The following is a 17,000-nucleotide window of genomic DNA, read 5'->3' as shown; positions in this document are numbered from 1 at the left end:
CGCATGCGGGTTGTCGGTGGGCGCGCCTAGCCTGAAGGAATCATGCGAAATCTCCCTCTTGCCGATCCCGGCATCCCCGACGACCGCTCGCCGGCCCGCTACCTGCTGTGGGTCGCCCGCGGGCAGGCTCGCACGCTCGCGGGCGGGATGTCGTTCGGAATCCTCTGGATGGCGTCCCAGGCGTTCATCCCGGCGATCCTGGGCAAGGCGATCGACGAGGGCGTCGCGGCCAAGGACGGCGACAAACTGCTGCAGTGGACCGCGGCGCTGTGCGCGATCGGCGTCCTGCAGGCACTCGCCGGGATCATGCGGCACCGATTCGCGGTGACGAACTGGCTGATGGCGGCGTACCGGACGGTCCAGGTGATCACGCGGAAGTCCGCCGACCTCGGTGCGACGCTGCCCAAGCACCTGGCGACCGGCGAGGTGGTCAGCGTCGGGGCGAGCGACCTGGCCTCGATCGGGACCTTGATGGAGGTCAGCGCCCGGTTCGCCGGTGCGATCGTGGCGTTCGCCGTGGTCGCGACGATCCTGCTCTCGACGTCGACCGTGCTCGGCCTGGTCGTGCTGATCGGCGTGCCGGTGATGTTGTTCTGCCTGGGCCCGATGCTGCGGCCGTTGCACCGCCGGCAGTCCGCTCAGCGCGAGGCGGTCGGCGAGCTGAACTCGCTGGGTTCGGACATCGTGGCCGGGCTGCGGGTGCTGCGCGGGATCGGCGGCGAGGACTCCTTCTCGCAGCGGTACCGGCGTGAGTCGCAGGAGGTCCGCCATGCCGGTGTGCGGGTGGCCCGGATCCAGTCCGTGCTGGACGCGGCGCAGGTGCTGCTGCCGGGCACCTTCGTCGTGCTGGTGGTCGGCATCGGCGCTCACTTCGCACTGCGCGGTGACCTCAGTGCTGGTTCGCTGGTCGCGTTCTACGGCTACGCGACGTTCCTGGTGCTGCCACTGCGCACTGTGACCGAGTTCGTCAACCAGCTGATGCGTGGACTGGTCGCAGGCGCCCGGGTGATCCGGGTGGTCTCGCTGCGCCCCGAGATCACTGACCCTGCCAACGCCGTGCAACTCCCCGACCGGGGCGACCTGGTTGACCCCGTATCCGGTGTCCGAGCGCGGGACGGTCTGCTGACCGCGATCGTCGCGGCCGAGCCAGACGTGTACGGCGTTCTCGCCGACCGCCTGGGCCGGTACGACGAGGGCAGCGAGGTCCGGTTCGGCGGAGTGACCCTGGCCAGTGCGACGCGCGCCGATGTCCGGCAGCGGATCCTGGTCAGCGACGCCGGCTCCCAGCTGTTCACCGGCACCCTGCGCACCGAGCTGGACCCGGCAGGCCGCCGTACCGAGGAGCAACTGCTCACAGCGATCCGGACTGCCTCGGCCGAGGACGTACTGGTCGCCCTGGCGGACGGACTCGACTCCGAGGTCGAGGAGAAGGGCAGGTCGTTCTCAGGTGGTCAGCGGCAGCGGCTGGTGCTGGTCCGCGCCCTGGTGGCCGACCCTGCCGTGCTGGTGCTGGTCGAGCCGACCTCGGCCGTCGACGCGCACACCGAGGCGCGGATCGCCGACCGCTTGCGCGAACACCGGGCCGGCCGCAGCACCGTCGTACTGACTGCGAGCCCGCTGCTGCTGGACCGGGTCGACGAGGTCATCTTCGTCGCCGCCGGCCGAGTGGTTGCGGCGGGCAAGCATCGTGACCTGCTCGCCCGCGAGCCGCAGTACCGCCGGACAGTCACCCGGCAGACCGAGGAAGAACAAGAGCTGACGGAAGGGGTGCGACGATGAGGCAGATCCTGCCAGTGGCAGACAGCGCTGAGATCCGTCGGCATGCCCGCCGGCTCGCGCTCAAGCATCCGCGCGCATTGCTGATCGCACTCGGCCTGCATGCGGTCGCCGCGGTCTCCGGGCTCGCTGCGCCGCGGCTGATCGGTGACCTGGTTCAGAACGTGCAGAACGGGACAACCGCGAGCAAGGTCAACCTGGTCATCGGGCTGATCGCTGGGTTCGTGGTCGTGCAGTCGCTGCTCACCCGCTGGGCCCGCTACCGGTCGTTCGCGCTCGGCGAGCAGGTGCTGGCCGAGCTCCGCGAGGACTTCGTCGACAACGCCCTGGCGCTGCCGATCGGCACAGTCGAGCGAGCCGGTACGGGCGACCTGCTGTCGCGCACCTCGCGTGACGTCGACACACTGTCGCGGACCGTGCGCTTCGCCGTACCGGAGACGATCATCGCGTTCGTCACCGTGCTGTTCTCGCTGACGGCGACAATCCTCGTCGGCGTCTGGGTGCTGGTCCCATTGCTCGCGATGGTGCCGGTGCTCTGGCTGAGCACCCGCTGGTACCTGGGGCGTGCCAAGGACGGCTACCTGCGCGAGAACGCGGCGTACGCACAGATGACCAGCTCGCTGGCCGAGACGGTCGAGGGCGCGCGCACGGTCGAGGCCCTCCAGCGGTACGACGACCGCGTGCGGCGCGGCGATGACGACGTACGGGGCTCGTACAACGCCGAGCGGTACACGCTGCGGTTGCGCACGGTGTGGTTCCCGGCCGTCGAGGTCGGGTATCTCATCCCGATCGTCGGCACCCTGCTGTTCGGTGGCTGGCTGCACATCAACGGCCATGTCACGCTCGGCGCGGTGACCGCCGGCGTGCTGTACGTGAACCAGCTGATCGACCCCGTCGACCGCCTGTTGTCCTGGGTGGACGAGCTGCAGTCCGGTGGGGCCGCATTCGCCCGCCTGCTTGGGATCAACGACGTACCGGATGACCGGACGGCGTCTGGTCGCACTCCGGACGGCGAGCTGGTCGAGGCGAAGGACGTGCGGTTCTCGTACGTCGACGGTCGCGACGTGCTGCACGGTGTCGAGCTGACAGTGCAGCCGGGTGAGCGGATCGCCATGGTCGGTCCGTCCGGCGCTGGGAAGTCGACGCTGGGCCGGCTGGTCGCCGGGATCCATCCGCCGCGCACTGGCTCCGTCACGGTCGGCGGTGTCGGGATGACCGAGCTCCCGCTGGATGAGCTGCGCAGACAGGTCGCACTGGTGACACAGGAGCACCACGTCTTCGTTGGCACCTTGCGCGACAACCTGTCGATGGCACGGCCCTCCGCGACCGACACCGAGCTGTACGACGCACTTGCGGCGGTCGACGCACGTGAGTGGGCCGAGGCGTTGCCGGACGGGCTCGACACGCGAGTGGGTTCCGGTCAGCTCGCACTGACGCCAGCACAGGCGCAGCAGTTGGCACTGGCCCGCCTGGTGCTGGCTGATCCGCACACGCTGGTCCTGGACGAGGCGACCTCGCTGATCGACCCGCGTGCGGCCCGGCACATGGAGCGCTCGCTTGCCGCAGTACTCGAAGGCCGCACGGTGATCGCGATCGCCCACCGGCTCTACACCGCCCACGACGCCGACCGGGTCGCTGTGGTCGAGGACGGTCGGATCACTGAGCTCGGCAGCCATGACGAGCTGGTCGAGTGGCATGGGTCGTACGCCAAGTTGTGGAAGTCCTGGCACGGCTGAGACTTCCAGACGCCAGTGAGCCCCGTCGATCACCTCTGATCGGCGGGGCTCATTGTCCTTTCAGCGTTTGCGCAGCACGAGCACTGCGGAGTCGACATGTGGAGGTGGGGTAAAGGCCTTACGGGGAAGGCGTAGCCCTACAGACGGCTCGTAGTGGCGGTACCACCGCTGTGCGCCCGGTGCCTCACCGCGGACATAGCGGTTCACCACCTGCCGCTGCAGCACCAGATCGGCCGACACCAGGCGAGAGCCCGGCGCCAGCAAGCGCTTCAGCAACGCGGTCGACAGCGTGTACGGCGGACTCGACACCACTCGGAACGGCCGCGACGGCAACCGCAGGTCAGCGGCGTCGGCACGGACCACCGTGACCGGCTCGTCGGCGAACCGCCGGCGCAACCGATCGGCACGCCCCGGATGCAGTTCGACTGCGATCACCCGGGCACCGGCCCGGACCAGCGGTCCGGTCAAGGCACCGAGTCCGGCTCCGACGTCGAGAATCAGCTCGCCAGGTACGACCCCGGCAGCGTCCACTACTCGTTGAGCCCACCGGCTATCGAGCGGATGCCATCCCCAGGCACCCCGCGCCTGCCCGGAGCCGGGCACGACGCACCATCACAAAGTACATATTCATGCCGTCGACCCTAGACCGCCGTGCGCCCAGTACTCAAAGCATTTTCGGTGTTGCTCCGAGCGACAGCACGGTCTCGTCGGTCCGCCGCTGGGCAAGCTGCAGCCGGGCTCGTTTCGCCGCAACCAGGCCCGGCTTCGCAAGCTCCCGCCGTACGTCGAGAACCCGGACCGGCAGCGTGTCGGTCATCAGCAGCGGCGCGTAGCCGGCCTGCTCGGTGGTCCACTTGTCGCCGTCGCGCTTGAAGCTGAAGCGAGCCAGCAGGCCCTCGGCCCGCGTGCTGTTCGGCTGGCGATGGGCGGCGACCAGGTTGCCGAGGCCGTAGGCGACCCACTTGCCGTTGTGCTGTTCCATCGGCTGGACGACGTGCGCGTGATGGCCGATCACCAGATCAATGTTGCTATCGGCAAGTAGTTGCGGGGCGAGCTCACGCTGCTGATCGTTGATCTTCGCCGAGTACTCGGTCCCCCAGTGGCAGCTCACCACGACGATCTCGGCGCCGCGATCCCGGGCCTCCTTCGCCATCCGGCTGATCGTGGCGACGTCGAGCTTGCCGGCCCGCCAGGTCTGCCCATTCGGGTACGGCAGGCCGTTGAAGCCAAAGGTGTACGAGAGCGACGCGATCTTCACACCGCGGACGTCGATGATCGTCGGAGTCTCGGCTTCCTGACGGTTCCGGGCGGTGCCGGCGGTCCGGAGTCCGGCCTTCTCCAAGGTGTTCAGCGTCCTGTCGACACCGGCCGCACCTCCGTCGAAGCTGTGGTTGCTGGCTGTCGTGCACAGGTCGTAGCCGGTTTGCTTCAGCGCGGTGGCGATCTGCGGCGGGCCCAGGAACAGCGGGTAGCCCTTGTAGGGACCGCCCATCGGCGCCAGCGGCGTCTCGAGGTGCGCGATCGCGAGGTCGGCCTGCTGGACGTGCGGCTTCACGCCGGCCAGCAACGGCGCGAAGTCCCAGGCACCGCCGTGGCCGTCGCGGCGTGCCGTTGTCCACAACCGTTCGTGCAGGAGAACGTCGCCGGTGGCAACAATCGAGATCCGGTCCGGGCGCGCTCCGGAAGGCACCGATGGATTCTCTGGTGGACCGACCGATCCGCCATCCGACGGCATGCTGGGCGAACTCAGACCGACATCCGCACAACCTCCGACGACAGTCGCCCCCGCCCCGGCCAGCAGTGCACCCAGCACCGCACGCCGTCGTACCGCCATCACAGCCCCCAAGATTCGGTGTCCTTCACTCAACGGACGGCCTGGGGCGCTCCTGGGTTCGACCGGTAACCCGATCGTGTCCTTGCGGGTACCGTTTGCAGCCAAAGGATCACGGAGCGAGGGCACAGGCGATGGTTGAGCTGAAGACACCGGCAGAGATCGAGGCAATGCGCGCGGCCGGACGGGTCGTCGGCAACGCGTTGGCCGCAGTGAAGAAGGAGGCCGCGGTCGGCGTCTCGCTGCGTGAACTCGACGAGGTGGCGCGGGAGGTGCTCCGCGCGGCCGGTGCGGTGTCGTTGTTCGAGGGCTATCAGCCTGGATTCGCGACGAGCCCGTTCTCCGGCGTGATCTGTACGTCGGTGAACGATGCCGTCCTGCACGGACTTCCTTCGGATCTCAAGCTAGCGGACGGCGACCTGCTGAACGTCGACTGCGGCGCCTCGGTCGACGGTTGGTGCGGGGATGCGGCAACCAGTTTCTGCGTCGGTACGCCACGACCGGAGGACCTGCAACTGATCGAGCTCACCGAGCGCGCCTTGGCCGCCGGTATCGCGGCTGCACTTCCGGGCAACCGGCTCGGGGATGTCGGTGCCGCGATCGGCCGCATCGGCAAGGAAGCCGGAGTCGGCACCAACCTCGACTTCGGCGGCCACGGCATCGGCCGCCGCATGCACGAAGAACCCCACGTCCCGAACGCCGGCCGCCCCGGCCGCGGCTTCAAACTCCAGGTCGGCCACACCTTCGCCATCGAGCCCTGGTTCTGGTCCGGCCCCGGCAGCACCTACCTCATCGACCCCGACGGCTGGACCCTCCGCTCCGCCGACGGCACCCGCGGAGTCCACGCCGAACACACCATCGCCATCACCAAGGCCGGCCCCGAAATCCTCACCCTCCCGTAGTCACCCGTCAGAACAGGGCTTCTTGTGCCGGCGGCTCGTGGCGGCGCTCCCGGGCGGGGGTCGCTGAACCGCGGAACCGAGGGTGGGTTGCGGCGGGCTCGCCCCAGCCGGAGTCGGCGCCGTCGACCACGCCGAAGGGGTTGGAGCGGTGGCGAGAGCTGCAGCCGAAGCCGTGTTTGTCGAGGAGGGGGCGGACCTTCTGCTCGAAGGCGGTGCGGTAGCTGGGTGCGGCGTTCGAACCGCGCGCGTAGAGCGATTTGTACCGCCCGACCAGCTCAGGGTGGTCGTGGCCCAGCCAGCCCATGAACCAGTCCTTCACGCCCGGTCGAAGGTGCAGGACGAGCGTGGTGACTCCGGTCGCGCCCGCCGCTGCGAGCTCACCGAACAGATCGTCGAGCTGATCGGCCGAGTCGGTCAACCAGGGCAGCACCGGAGCGACCATCACCCCACAAGGCAGACCTGCCTCACGCACGGCACGGATCAGCTCGAGCCGACCGCGCACAGACGGTACGCCGGGCTCCAGCCGCCGCCGCAGTTCCTCGTCCCCGAGTGCGAGCGACACCCCGATCCCGACCGAAACCTCGCTCGCCGCGGAAACCAGCAGGTCGAGATCACGCCGCAGCAGCGTCCCCTTCGTGAGCACCGACAACGGCGTACCGGAACCCGCCAGCGCGCCGATGATCCCCGGCATCAGCCGGTACCGACCCTCGGCCCGCTGGTACGGATCCGTATTGGTGCCCAAGGCAACCTGTTCCCGCCTCCACGACGGCCGCGCCAACTCCCGCCGCAGCACGTCGGCCACATTCGTCTTCACCACGATCTGCCGATCGAAGTCCAGCCCCTGATCGAGCTCCAGATACTTGTGCGTCGGCCGCGCGAAGCAGTACCGGCAAGCATGCGTACACCCCCGGTACGGATTCACCGTCCAGTTGAACGGCAACCCGCCACCAGGCACCGAATTCAACGCCGACCGCGCCACCACCTCATGAAACGTGACCCCCCGAAACTCCGGCGTAGTCACCGACCGAACCAGCCCCGCAATCGACCCCATCCCCGGCAACGCACCAGGAACCTCCGCGTCAAGTTGCTGACCAGCCCACCTCACGCAGAACAGTCGAACACATGTTCTACCCAGATTCAAGTTACCTCAGGCCACAACCTCAGGCCGGACCTCAGGCCGGACGCGTGTAGGTCAGCGCGAGATTGCCTCGCGGGAACGACTTCACGTCGACCAACTTGAGCTTGGTGAACTCGGTGAACAGCGGACTGCCACCTCCATGCGCGACCGGGTTGATCAAGAGGTGGTACTCGTCGACGAGATCGGCGAGCACGAGCGCCTGCGCGAAGCGGACGCCACCATGCGCGAGGATCGGGCCACCATCCTGCGCTTTCAGGCTCGCAACCTCCTCCGCGAGGCCCCCGGAGCAGACCGTCGTCGTCTCCCAGGGCGTCTCGATCGGCGCTCGCGAGAAGACGACCTTCGGAATCCTGTTCATCGCATCCGCCTCCGGCCCTTCCTGAAAAGGCCAGTGCGCCGCCATATCGCGGTACGTCCGCGCACCCATCACATGGACACCCGCGCCGCCGAGCACCTCGGCCATGTGCGCGACGAACTCCTCATCCTCGTCGTACTCGAGGAAGAAGTCGTCAGGAACACCCGGCGGTGGTGCGGCGTAGCCGTCGAGGGACAGGCCGTGGCGGAGGATGAGTGGGCGCACGAGAACTCCTCAGGAGGGTCCGACGGTGAGGACCTCATGTTCCCGCAGAGTTCAGCGGAAGGCTTCGACGTTTCGCATTGCCCAGTCTCGGTACGGCGTTGCTGGGCGGCCGGTGAGGTTGGCGACTGTGGGCTCTGGGGTCATCGGGTGCTCGGCCATCATTCGGAAGCCGTCCAGGAGCCACTGGGCGGTTTCCAGGCCGGTGAACGGTTCGAGTTGGTCTAGGTACTGCTGGGGCGTGAGCTCTTCGAACTTGATCTCGCGCCCGAGCGCCGCCGCGATGTGCTCGACCTCCTGGGGCTGGGTGATCGCCTCTGGACCGCTCATCACCAGCTTCTGGTGGTTGAAGGACTCATCGAGGAGCGCTACCCGCGCTACGGCGGCGATGTCGACCAGGTCGATCGGCGTCTGCACGGCAGCGGCGTACGGCGCTCGCACCACGCCCTCTGACTTGATCGTTGGGGCCCAGTCCAGGGTGTTGTTCATGAACTGGCCGGGTCGCAGGAAGGTCCACTCGAAGCCGGCCTCCTCGATCGCTCGCTCGACGCGGTAGTAGTGCCAGTTCGCCGGATCCCCCTGGGCCTCGTACTCAGCAGGCTCCCCCGACAGCACCACCACTCGCCGTACGCCGGCCTCCTGGGCGCACCGGACGAAGTCATCGACGTACGCCGGCAGGGGCGCCAGGTAGACCGTGTCGATCCCCTGGAGTGCCGCCGGCAACGACTCCGGCTTGCCCAGGTAGCCAGTCGCGACCTCGACACCTGCTGGAAGCGCAGCGCGGGCCGGTTTGTTCGTCAGCGCCCGCACCGGCGCTCCGGCCGCCACTAGCTCATCCACCACGAGCCGCCCGACGCTCGCCGTCGCACCGGTCACCAAGATCGTCATGCCGTTCCCCTCAGCTTCGAAGTAATTCTCGTAGGGTATACGAGAATTCAAATCAGCGCCTATGGTTGGTTCTGTGACGGTCGATCGCACGCTTGCGCTGCTGTGGCGTAACCACCGCCCGCTCGCCCCGGCCGCCAAGGGCGCAGGGCGGCGTCCGTCGCTGGATGTGAACGAGGTGGTCGCCACCGGGATCCGGCTGGCGGACAGTGACGGTCTGGCCGCGGCCTCCATGGGCGGGGTGGCCAAGGAGCTCGGCGTCGGCACCATGACGCTTTACACCTACGTCCCGTCGAAGGACGACCTCCTGGAACTCATGGTCGACCAGGTGCTCGGCGAGCGTAAGCTACCCGGGCCCAACGACCCCCGTCCGGACGACTGGCGTGCACAGGTCGATCTGTACTCCGAACAGACCCAGCTGATGTTCAACCGGCACCCGTGGCTCTCACAGGTCTCCCCGATCCGCCCACCCGCCGGACCGGGATTACTGGCAGGCCGTGAGTACCTGCTGTCCGTGGTGAGCACTCTGAACCTCACACCGCGCGACACGAACACCGCGGCGCTGGCAATCTCGACGTACGTCGACTCTGCGGCCAGCCTGGCTGCGGAGAGCCAGCTGATCGAGCGGACCAGCGGTCAGAGCCATGACTCCTGGTGGATCGAGCGCTCGGACCTGTGGGAGACGTACTTCGACGTCGAGCGTCATCCCGCGATGACTGCGGTCTGGAACGCAGGTGGTTTCACCGCAGGTCCCAACGAGGTGGCAGCCGAGTCGTACCGCTACGGACTCGACCGCCTCCTCGACGGCATCGCGAACGCCTAGACGTCCAGTGAGATCCAGGCCGGGTCATGGTCGGTACCGTCCCGCGCCAGCTTCTTCCGGCGACCGATGAAGGCGCCCTTCAGCCGTGGCACCAGCGCCGGTGACAACCAGATCTGATCGATCAGGTCGAACGACCGTGGCTGCCGCGCGCCCTTGAACGTCGACGTCCACGCTGGGTTGGCCGGGAGCTCCACCGTGGTCTTCACCGTGCCGATCTCGGTCGGAGCGGTCAGTGCGTTCACCAGACCGGACTGCGCGTACGCCGCTAGTGCCGGCGACTCCGGAGTGTCGTTCATGTCCCCACAGAGCAGGTATCGCTGCCGACTGCTCATCCGCGCAGCGATGATCCGCACGATGGTGTCGGCCTGCCGCGTGCGCAGCAACTCGGCCTCCGCAGCGGCCGCCACCGGGTCTGCCACAGTGAAGTCGACGAACTTCGACTTCAGGTGTGTTCCGAACACCGTCAGCACCTTGCGCCCGCGGGCGTCCAGAATCTCCACCTCGACCAGGTCACGCGAGAAGATCGGCCGCCCCGGCACGTCCGGGTGGAACGCCCGCTGGTAGCTGGTCACACCACCGATCGGCCGCCGCGACAGGATCCCGATGTCGATGAACCGGGTCGCATCATTGCCGTCGATCACCATCACGTGCTGGTACGCGCCGTTCAGATGCTCTCGGTTGAACTCCCGCAGGACGTCGACGTTCTCGACCTCCTGCACCACCCAGACGTCCACATCGGCCGTCAGCAACCGCTCGGCCACCCGGTCGGTGTCCTCCGGCTTCTTGGACACCAGCAACTTCCCGCGGCCGTCCAGCTGCAGCCGGCGCCGGTGCTCGTCGTCGAACGTGTAGGTGGCCGGCACCGTGCTGGTGCCCTGTGCGAGTACGTCAACCGCACCGGCGAAGTTCCAGCGGTCGAACAGGTTGTTGAGATTGAAGGTCCCCACCGTCAATGCCATAGCGTCCTCCCCCAGACACCTCTCAAAGTACGGTGCGAACTGGCCATTGGGTAGGTTGGCGGCGAACAAGGGGGTGTGGGGTGAGTGAGAACTTCCAGGTCGACCTCCAGGGCATCGTCGACCTGCTGAGCAACCATCTGTACAGCAGTCCGCGGGTGTACCTGCGAGAGCTGCTGCAGAACGCCGTCGACGCGATCACCGCGCGCGAGGCGGTCGAGCAGGGGGCACCGCGACGGATCGACGTACAGGCGACGGACGGGTCCCTGAGCATCGCCGACACCGGCATTGGCCTGCTGCCGGACCAGGTGCGCGAGCTGCTGGCCACCATCGGCCGGAGCTCGAAGCGGGACGAGATCGGGTTCGCCCGCTCGGAGTTCCTCGGCCAGTTCGGTATCGGCCTGCTGTCGGCCTTCATGGTCGCCGACGAGATCGAGGTCGTCACCCAGCCCACGGGCGGCCCGGCCACCCGCTGGCTCGGTACGGCGGATGGCCGCTACGAGCTCGCCGCCACAGCGGACCGCGCCGAGACCGGTACGACGGTGACGCTGAAGGCCCGGCGTGGTGCGGAGCAGTGGTACAAACACGCCACTGTCGTGGAGCTGATCCGCCTGTTCGGCGCACTGCTGCCGATCGAGATCCGCGTCAACGGTGAGCAGGTGACCGACGGCAAGGCGCCTTGGGAGAACACGGGAGCACTGCAGCGGGCCGAGCTGGTGGGCTATGCGCAGGACAAGCTCGGGTTCACTCCGTTCGACGTGATTCACCTGAACAATCCGAGCGCCGGACTGACCGGTGTGGCTTTCGTGCTGCCGTTCGCCGCGAACCCGGCCGAGCGCGCCACACACCGCGTGTACCTGAAGCGGATGCTCCTCGCGGAGAACGTCGAGGGCCTCCTGCCGGACTGGGCCTTCTTCGTCCGTGCGGTCATCGACACCTCCGAGCTGCGGCCGACCGCGAGCCGGGAGGCGCTGTTCGACGACGGCACGCTGGAGGCGACCAGGGACGCGCTGGGCGATCAGCTGCGTGGCTGGCTGGTTCGGCTCGGCAACACCGACCCCGCGAAGCTGGACCGGTTCCTCAGCATCCACCAGCTCGGTGTGAAGGCGCTGGCCCTGCACGACGACGAGATGCTTCAGCTGGTCCACCGCTGGCTGCGGTTCGAGACCAACCATGGCCGGATGACCACTGCGGAGCTGCAGCAGCGCACCAACCAGATCAGGTACGTCACCACGGTCGAGGAGTTCCGCCAGCTCGCAGCGGTCGCGGCCGCGCAGCAGATCACGGTGGTGAACGGCGGCTACACCTACGACAGTGAGCTGCTGGCCCGGCTGCCGGAGGTGGTGCCCGAGCTGAGCACCAGCCGATTCGACCCGACTGAGCTGAGCACGAGCTTCGACAGTCTGGATCCGGACACCGAGCTGCGGCTGCGGCCGTTCGTCCAGCTGGCACAGGACGCACTGGACCCGGTGGGCTGCGAGGTCGTCGTACGGGCGTTCGAGCCGGCCGGGCTGCCTGCGCTCTACCTGGTTGACCGCTCTGCCCAGTTCGCGAGTGAGTTGCGTGCCACCAAGGACCGGGCCGACGCGCTCTGGTCAGAGGTGCTCGGTGCACTCGACACCAAGGACGACAGTCGGCCACAGCTCGTGCTGAACTACCGCTCCCCGCTGGTACGGCGGATGGCGTCACTCAATGATCGTGAGCTGACCCAACTGGCGGTGGAAGGGTTGTACGGGCACGCGTTGATGCTCGGCTACCACCCGATCACACCGGCCGACTCTGCTCTCGTGAACCGCTCTTTCCTCGGCCTGCTCGACCAGGCCGTCCCCACGCCGGAGGACCAGACGCCATGAACCCGGAACTCATCGACCTGCTCCAGCGTGCCGAGAGCGCGCCGTACGGGAAGGTCCGGTCGGCCCTGCTCGAGGACGTCGTACGGCGGGCCGATGCGGCCAGCGAAGCGGAGCTGGCGTTCTACAGCCGCCTCGCACTCGTCACCGCGTATGTGATGGGTGGCGAGCCGCGGAAGTCGCTGGTGCCGTTCGCCCGCTGCGTGGCGGACTGGGACGCGGAGCCGGACAAGTATCGCGAGTACTCACACCTGTTCCACTGGTGCTACAAGTACGCGCCCAGCACCCTCAGCAAGTTCCCCGAGGTGCCGCTGGACCGCGCGTACGCCGTGCTGGACGACATGGAGCAGCGTTGGCGGCTCAGCGGGCACAGCATGCACGCCGTCCACCAGCACCGCTGGCTGGTCGCGCACCACATCGGCGACGAAGAGACTGCAGCCGAGCAGTTCCGGCTCTGGTCGACCGCACCACGTGACGACCTGTCCGACTGTGTCGGCTGCGACCCGACCTCGAAGGTGCACCACCTCACCTCGGTCGGCCGGACGGCGGATGCCGTCGCACTGGCCGTGAACGTGCTGGACGGTCAGCTCACCTGTGCCGAGCAGCCGCAGCAGATGCTCACCGCACTCCTCCCGGCTTATGTTGCCGAGGGCATGTACGACGAAGCTGTCGACGCGCACCGCAAGGCCTACCGGCTGCTGCGGAACCGGGTCGGCGAGCTGAGCGAGCACGCCGATCACGTCGAGTTCCTGGCCCGCACCGGCAATGAGCTCAAGGCGGTCGAGCTGATCGAGCGGCACGCGGCCGAGCTGGCCGACCCGCCCTCGCCGTACGCGGAGATGGCTTTCTCGGCAGCGGCATCACTCGCGCTGAGCCGGGTGGACAGCGACCTGGCGATCCGGCAGCCGCAGGCGGACGCAGAGCCGGCCGCCGCGCTCGCCGAGCGCTACGCCGCGCGCGCACTGGAGCTGGCTGCGCAGTTCGATACCCGCAACGGCACCACGCATCGCAGTGAGCAGATCCAGCGCGTGCTGACCGCAGAGCCGTGGGTCGAGTACCTGCCGCTGTCGGAGACCGCGCGGCGCGCTCAGCTGCGTAAGCAGGCCCAGGCCGAGCAAACGGAGCAGACAGCGCCGGCCGAGCGTCCTGCCGTATCCGGCAGTGGCTGGCTCGACCGGGCCGAAGAGGACTGGCTGAACTTCGACAGCGAAGCCGCGATCGCAGCCTGGCAGGCCTTCGAGCGTGAGGTGCCGGAGAGCGAGTGGACTCCGCTCGACCGCGCCCGGCTGCTCGACGGTCGCGGCCTGTCCAGCAGCGAGGACCCGCAGGTCGCACTGGACGCCTGGAGCGAAGCGCTCGCGCTGTACGACGAGCTCGGCGAGGAGGTCCGGGTCCTCCGGACCCGTGGGCGGATCGGCCGGATGCTGTGCGAGCAAGGTCAGGTCGCTGAGGGACTGGCCGCCGGTGAGGAGCCGATCCGCTGGCTGATCGCGAACGACGAGCTCGAGCGGCGTCCGTCGCAGCGGGACTCGCTGGCGATCATGTATGCCCAGGCCGGACGGTTCAGCGAAGCCATCCAGGTCTTGACTGAGCCGGGGCCGGCACACACGCGCGTCGAGCACGCCGGCAGCACTGCGATCCTGCTGGCCAACCTGCTGCTGCAGGACGAGCGTTTCGAGGAGGTCGAGCCGGCGATTGCCGTTGCCTTCGATTCACCGCATGACGCCCAGCGCTCGTTCGCACATCACCTGCGCGGACGCGTGCGGCTGGAGCTGGAGCGCCCGGCCGAAGCGGCCGAGGACCTGATCGAGGCGGTCGCGCTGGCCACCGGCGTACCCGGTCTGGAGGCGCACGTCGCCTACTCGCAGCTGATGCTGGCCCGCGCCTACCTGCTGACCGGCCGTCCGCTGGAGGCCGCCGAGTCGGCCGAAGAGTCGCTGTCCGTGCTGACCGATGACGCCCTGGCCGACGCCCGCGGCGTACTGATCGACTCCTACCGGATGCTCGGCGAGAACGAGTCAGCGCTGGCCAAGGTCCGTGAGCTGCTCGCCGATGTCTCCCCCGACGCCCACCCGGCCTGGCTGGCCACTCTGCGCCAGGACGAGGGCATTCTGCTCGAACAGCTCGACCGTGACGATGAGGCGGTCGAGGTCTTCCTCGATGCCGCCCAGTACTTCGGCACCGCGGATTCTCCGCTGCAGCAGGCGCAGGCCATCCGCTTGGCCGCCCAGTCCGCCCGCTACACCGGCGACCACGCCCGGGCGCTCGAGCTGGCCACCTCGGCCCAGCCGATCCTGGATGCACTGCCGTCCGCCGATGAGGACGTCATCTTCCAGACCGCTGGTGTCCACTGGGACCTGTCGCTCATCCACCTCCAGCAGGGCGACCAGGCCACCGCGGTCGCCCACGCTGACCATGCAGCCGACCTCTACGAACGCGGCGGCTACGAGGACCAGTACCTGAACGCCCAGCTCCTGCTGGCCGAACACGGCACCGAGGACGAGAAGGCGCTGGAAGACCTGTTCAACTCTCTGGAAGCGGCCACCGACCTCTGGTACCGCACTGGCTACCTGCTGGTCGACCGCCTCCGCGGCGTCGGCCAGGCGGAGGCAGCCGCAGCGTTGGAGACCCGCCTCAACAGCGAGTCCTGATCACCCGCGCCTGAACCAGCCCCGCCGCTTCTTCGCGGCCGGGGCTGGTGCTGGTGCTGGTTCAGGAGCTTCGGTCTGCAGGTTCAGGACGTCCCGGGCGAGACTCGCTGCCGAGGAGTTCATGGCCGGCGTCGCGAGGACCAGCTGGGCCAGCGACTCCAGGATCGTCAGCGGCCGCTCGCGTGCTGCCTCGACCGCCGCCATGAAGCGCCAGCCCACCAGCTCAGCCACGTCCTCGCGCGTCGCCGGATCTGCCCAGGCGGTGGCAATCAGCGCCAGGGTCGCCGACTCCGTGACCCAGTCCTCCGGACCGTAGGCCAGATCAGCCAGCACCTTCCTGCGGGTGGAGTCCGGCCAGGCCTCATCGGTCCGGTGATGGGCGATCCCGAGACAGGCCCAGGTCTGCAGCTGCCGGATCCACATCGGCCAGATGGCCAGGTCGTCCGACGGCGGCAGTACCGGATGCACCAGTACGCCGAGCAGGTCGTCGAGCGAGGTGTCCGCCAGCAGCACGGCTCGGTCGTACGCCGCCGGCAGGTGCAGCCACTCCCAGTCGGCCACCCGCGCAACGGCCTGCGCACCGGCCTCGGATGGCGGTGCAACCGCGGGGCGAGCGGTAGTCCCGTCGTACGACCAGACCGCTACCTCGATCTGCCGCATCGGTCGGCCGTCGAGCACTGCAGGCTGACGTGGGTCCGGTGTGAGGATCTCGTTGAACGTCACGTCAGACCCTGGGGCGACCTTCTCGACGGAGAGCAGTGCGCTCGGCGGCTCGATCGAGGAAACCGCCAGCGACAGTTGCGGCCGCTCGTCGCCCGGGCTGTGGTTCTCCAAGAACTGCCCGAGCACGTTGATCACCGCCTCGGTCGGGATCGCGATCCCACCGAGCCAGGTCTGCCGGGACCGGTCGGTCAGTTCGGCGTCCGCGTGCTGCGCCTCGTGGCTGTCCGGCTCCGCCGATCGACGCAGGTCCGCGATCGCAACCAGCTCGTTGACGTCGCCGTCGCGGCGATAGCGCAGCCCATGCCGCTCGACCAGCGAACAGTCGTGACCAGGCTCGATGGCAAGCGCCCGGTCGGTCCACTCGATCGCCTCGTCCAGCCGGCCCGCCGTACCGAGCAGACCGGCGATGTCGGCGTACAGCGACAGGTTCTTCGGGTCAAAGGTCAGTCCGTGCTGCAGTGCGGCGAGGGCCTCGTCGGTGCGGCCCTGCTCACGCAAGGCGTAGCCCAGTGCGATGTCCGCCCGGTCACTCGGCTCCAGCTGCGCAGAACGCTCCGCTGCGGCCGCTGCCTCGACGTACTCGCCGCTGCGCCGCAGGTAGATCGACGCCGCCCACCACAGCCACGAGGACTCCGGATGTGCCGCAGTCATGTTCCGGGCCAGCGCCAGGTACGGCGTGAAGGCCGCCCGTACGTCGTCCTGTCGCAACTCGGGCATCACGCGGAACAGTCGCGCGAACACGCTGACCAGATCGCCCGGCTCAATCCGTGCGGGCGTGGCCGGGTCCAGCACCCAGGGTGCATCCGCCCAGCGCATCGCGGGCTCGTGTCCTTGCGCTGACACCAGTAGCTCCAGCGCCTCGGCGTACTGGCCTTGGTACGCGAGCGCATGTGCCCGGGCGACCGCCGTACCGACGTAAAGCTCGCCGTCGAGCGGCCACAGCTCCGGACCGCCGTCCGGCCGGCTCACGAGCATGCCCAGCACCTCGTGCGCCTCCGGCAACGTCGGGAACGCACCCAGTGCGCTCGCGACGTGGTCGGCCGCATGGCTCAGCTCGTTGTCGTCCAGCGCCAGTCTGGCCAGGCTGACTTCACCTTCCGCGGTCAGCCGCGGATCCCCTACCCCTTCGTCCACCCGGTCAGTATGGCGACG

The 17,000-nt window shown here is 68.4% G+C and carries 13 protein-coding genes; 6 read left to right on the top strand and 7 right to left on the bottom strand.

The annotated features are described in order from the left end of the window. Window positions 1-42: 42 nt before the first annotated feature. The gene (locus ACFTSF_RS14645; RefSeq protein ID WP_380154254.1) at window positions 43-1,779 is read left to right on the top strand and encodes an ABC transporter ATP-binding protein; all 1,737 of its coding nucleotides are present in this window, start codon (window positions 43-45) and stop codon (window positions 1,777-1,779) included. Next, the gene (locus ACFTSF_RS14640) at window positions 1,776-3,512 is read left to right on the top strand and encodes an ABC transporter ATP-binding protein (RefSeq protein ID WP_380154253.1); all 1,737 of its coding nucleotides are present in this window, start codon (window positions 1,776-1,778) and stop codon (window positions 3,510-3,512) included. The genes ACFTSF_RS14645 and ACFTSF_RS14640 overlap by 4 nt, the downstream gene beginning before the upstream one ends. A gap of 60 nt (window positions 3,513-3,572) precedes the next feature. Here the strand turns inward: ACFTSF_RS14640 and ACFTSF_RS14635 are convergent, their stop codons facing one another. After that, window positions 3,573-4,115: an rRNA adenine N-6-methyltransferase family protein gene (locus tag ACFTSF_RS14635; protein ID WP_380154252.1), complete on the bottom strand. Its 543-nt coding sequence runs from the start codon at window positions 4,113-4,115 to the stop codon at window positions 3,573-3,575. A 61-nt stretch (window positions 4,116-4,176) separates the two neighbouring features. Continuing rightward, window positions 4,177-5,202 carry a CapA family protein gene (locus ACFTSF_RS14630; RefSeq protein ID WP_380154251.1) on the bottom strand — a complete coding sequence of 342 codons (1,026 nt, stop codon included), beginning with the start codon at window positions 5,200-5,202 and terminating at the stop codon, window positions 4,177-4,179. Between the two features lie 275 nt (window positions 5,203-5,477). On the opposite strand from ACFTSF_RS14630, the gene map reads away from it, so the two are divergent. Next, entirely contained in the window at window positions 5,478-6,245 is a 768-nt protein-coding gene (gene map / locus ACFTSF_RS14625; protein ID WP_380154250.1) for a type I methionyl aminopeptidase, read from the top strand. Window positions 6,246-6,252: 7 nt separating this feature from the next. Here map and ACFTSF_RS14620 read toward each other — a convergent pair whose 3' ends face one another. The 3 genes from ACFTSF_RS14620 to ACFTSF_RS14610 all read right to left on the bottom strand — a co-directional run bounded on the left by ACFTSF_RS14620 (window position 6,253) and on the right by ACFTSF_RS14610 (window position 8,848). Next, window positions 6,253-7,350 (bottom strand): Rv2578c family radical SAM protein, encoded by a 1,098-nt coding sequence (locus tag ACFTSF_RS14620; RefSeq protein ID WP_380154249.1) that lies wholly within the window; start codon window positions 7,348-7,350, stop codon window positions 6,253-6,255. Between the two features lie 67 nt (window positions 7,351-7,417). Next, window positions 7,418-7,963 (bottom strand): dihydrofolate reductase family protein, encoded by a 546-nt coding sequence (locus ACFTSF_RS14615; protein WP_380154248.1) that lies wholly within the window; start codon window positions 7,961-7,963, stop codon window positions 7,418-7,420. Window positions 7,964-8,014: 51 nt separating this feature from the next. Beyond that, window positions 8,015-8,848 (bottom strand): NmrA family NAD(P)-binding protein, encoded by an 834-nt coding sequence (locus ACFTSF_RS14610; RefSeq protein WP_380154247.1) that lies wholly within the window; start codon window positions 8,846-8,848, stop codon window positions 8,015-8,017. Between the two features lie 73 nt (window positions 8,849-8,921). Between ACFTSF_RS14610 and ACFTSF_RS14605 the strand changes: the two genes are divergently transcribed. Beyond that, window positions 8,922-9,668 carry a TetR/AcrR family transcriptional regulator gene (locus tag ACFTSF_RS14605; protein WP_380154246.1) on the top strand — a complete coding sequence of 249 codons (747 nt, stop codon included), beginning with the start codon at window positions 8,922-8,924 and terminating at the stop codon, window positions 9,666-9,668. Here the strand turns inward: ACFTSF_RS14605 and ACFTSF_RS14600 are convergent. Further along, window positions 9,665-10,627: an endonuclease/exonuclease/phosphatase family protein gene (locus ACFTSF_RS14600; RefSeq protein WP_380154245.1), complete on the bottom strand. Its 963-nt coding sequence runs from the start codon at window positions 10,625-10,627 to the stop codon at window positions 9,665-9,667. The genes ACFTSF_RS14605 and ACFTSF_RS14600 overlap by 4 nt on opposite strands. Before the next feature lie 80 nt (window positions 10,628-10,707). On the opposite strand from ACFTSF_RS14600, the gene ACFTSF_RS14595 reads away from it, so the two are divergent. Both ACFTSF_RS14595 and ACFTSF_RS14590 read left to right on the top strand, forming a co-directional pair. Then, complete coding sequence (locus ACFTSF_RS14595; RefSeq protein WP_380154244.1) at window positions 10,708-12,477, top strand: HSP90 family protein; 1,770 nt, start codon at window positions 10,708-10,710, stop codon at window positions 12,475-12,477. Beyond that, the gene (locus ACFTSF_RS14590; protein ID WP_380154243.1) at window positions 12,474-15,125 is read left to right on the top strand and encodes a hypothetical protein; all 2,652 of its coding nucleotides are present in this window, start codon (window positions 12,474-12,476) and stop codon (window positions 15,123-15,125) included. Before ACFTSF_RS14595 ends, ACFTSF_RS14590 begins: the two co-directional genes overlap by 4 nt. Here the strand turns inward: ACFTSF_RS14590 and ACFTSF_RS14585 are convergent, their stop codons facing one another. Further along, the gene (locus ACFTSF_RS14585; RefSeq protein WP_380154242.1) at window positions 15,126-16,982 is read right to left on the bottom strand and encodes a tetratricopeptide repeat protein; all 1,857 of its coding nucleotides are present in this window, start codon (window positions 16,980-16,982) and stop codon (window positions 15,126-15,128) included. It abuts the gene before it with no gap. Window positions 16,983-17,000: the final 18 nt, after the last annotated feature.

Origin of the sequence: Kribbella sp. NPDC056951 (assembly GCF_042674205.1) — a bacterium.
Lineage (GTDB): Bacteria > Actinomycetota > Actinomycetes > Propionibacteriales > Kribbellaceae > Kribbella > Kribbella yunnanensis.
The sequence above is the reverse complement of the archived record's forward strand: the minus strand, read 5'-3'. Positions and strand labels throughout refer to the sequence as shown.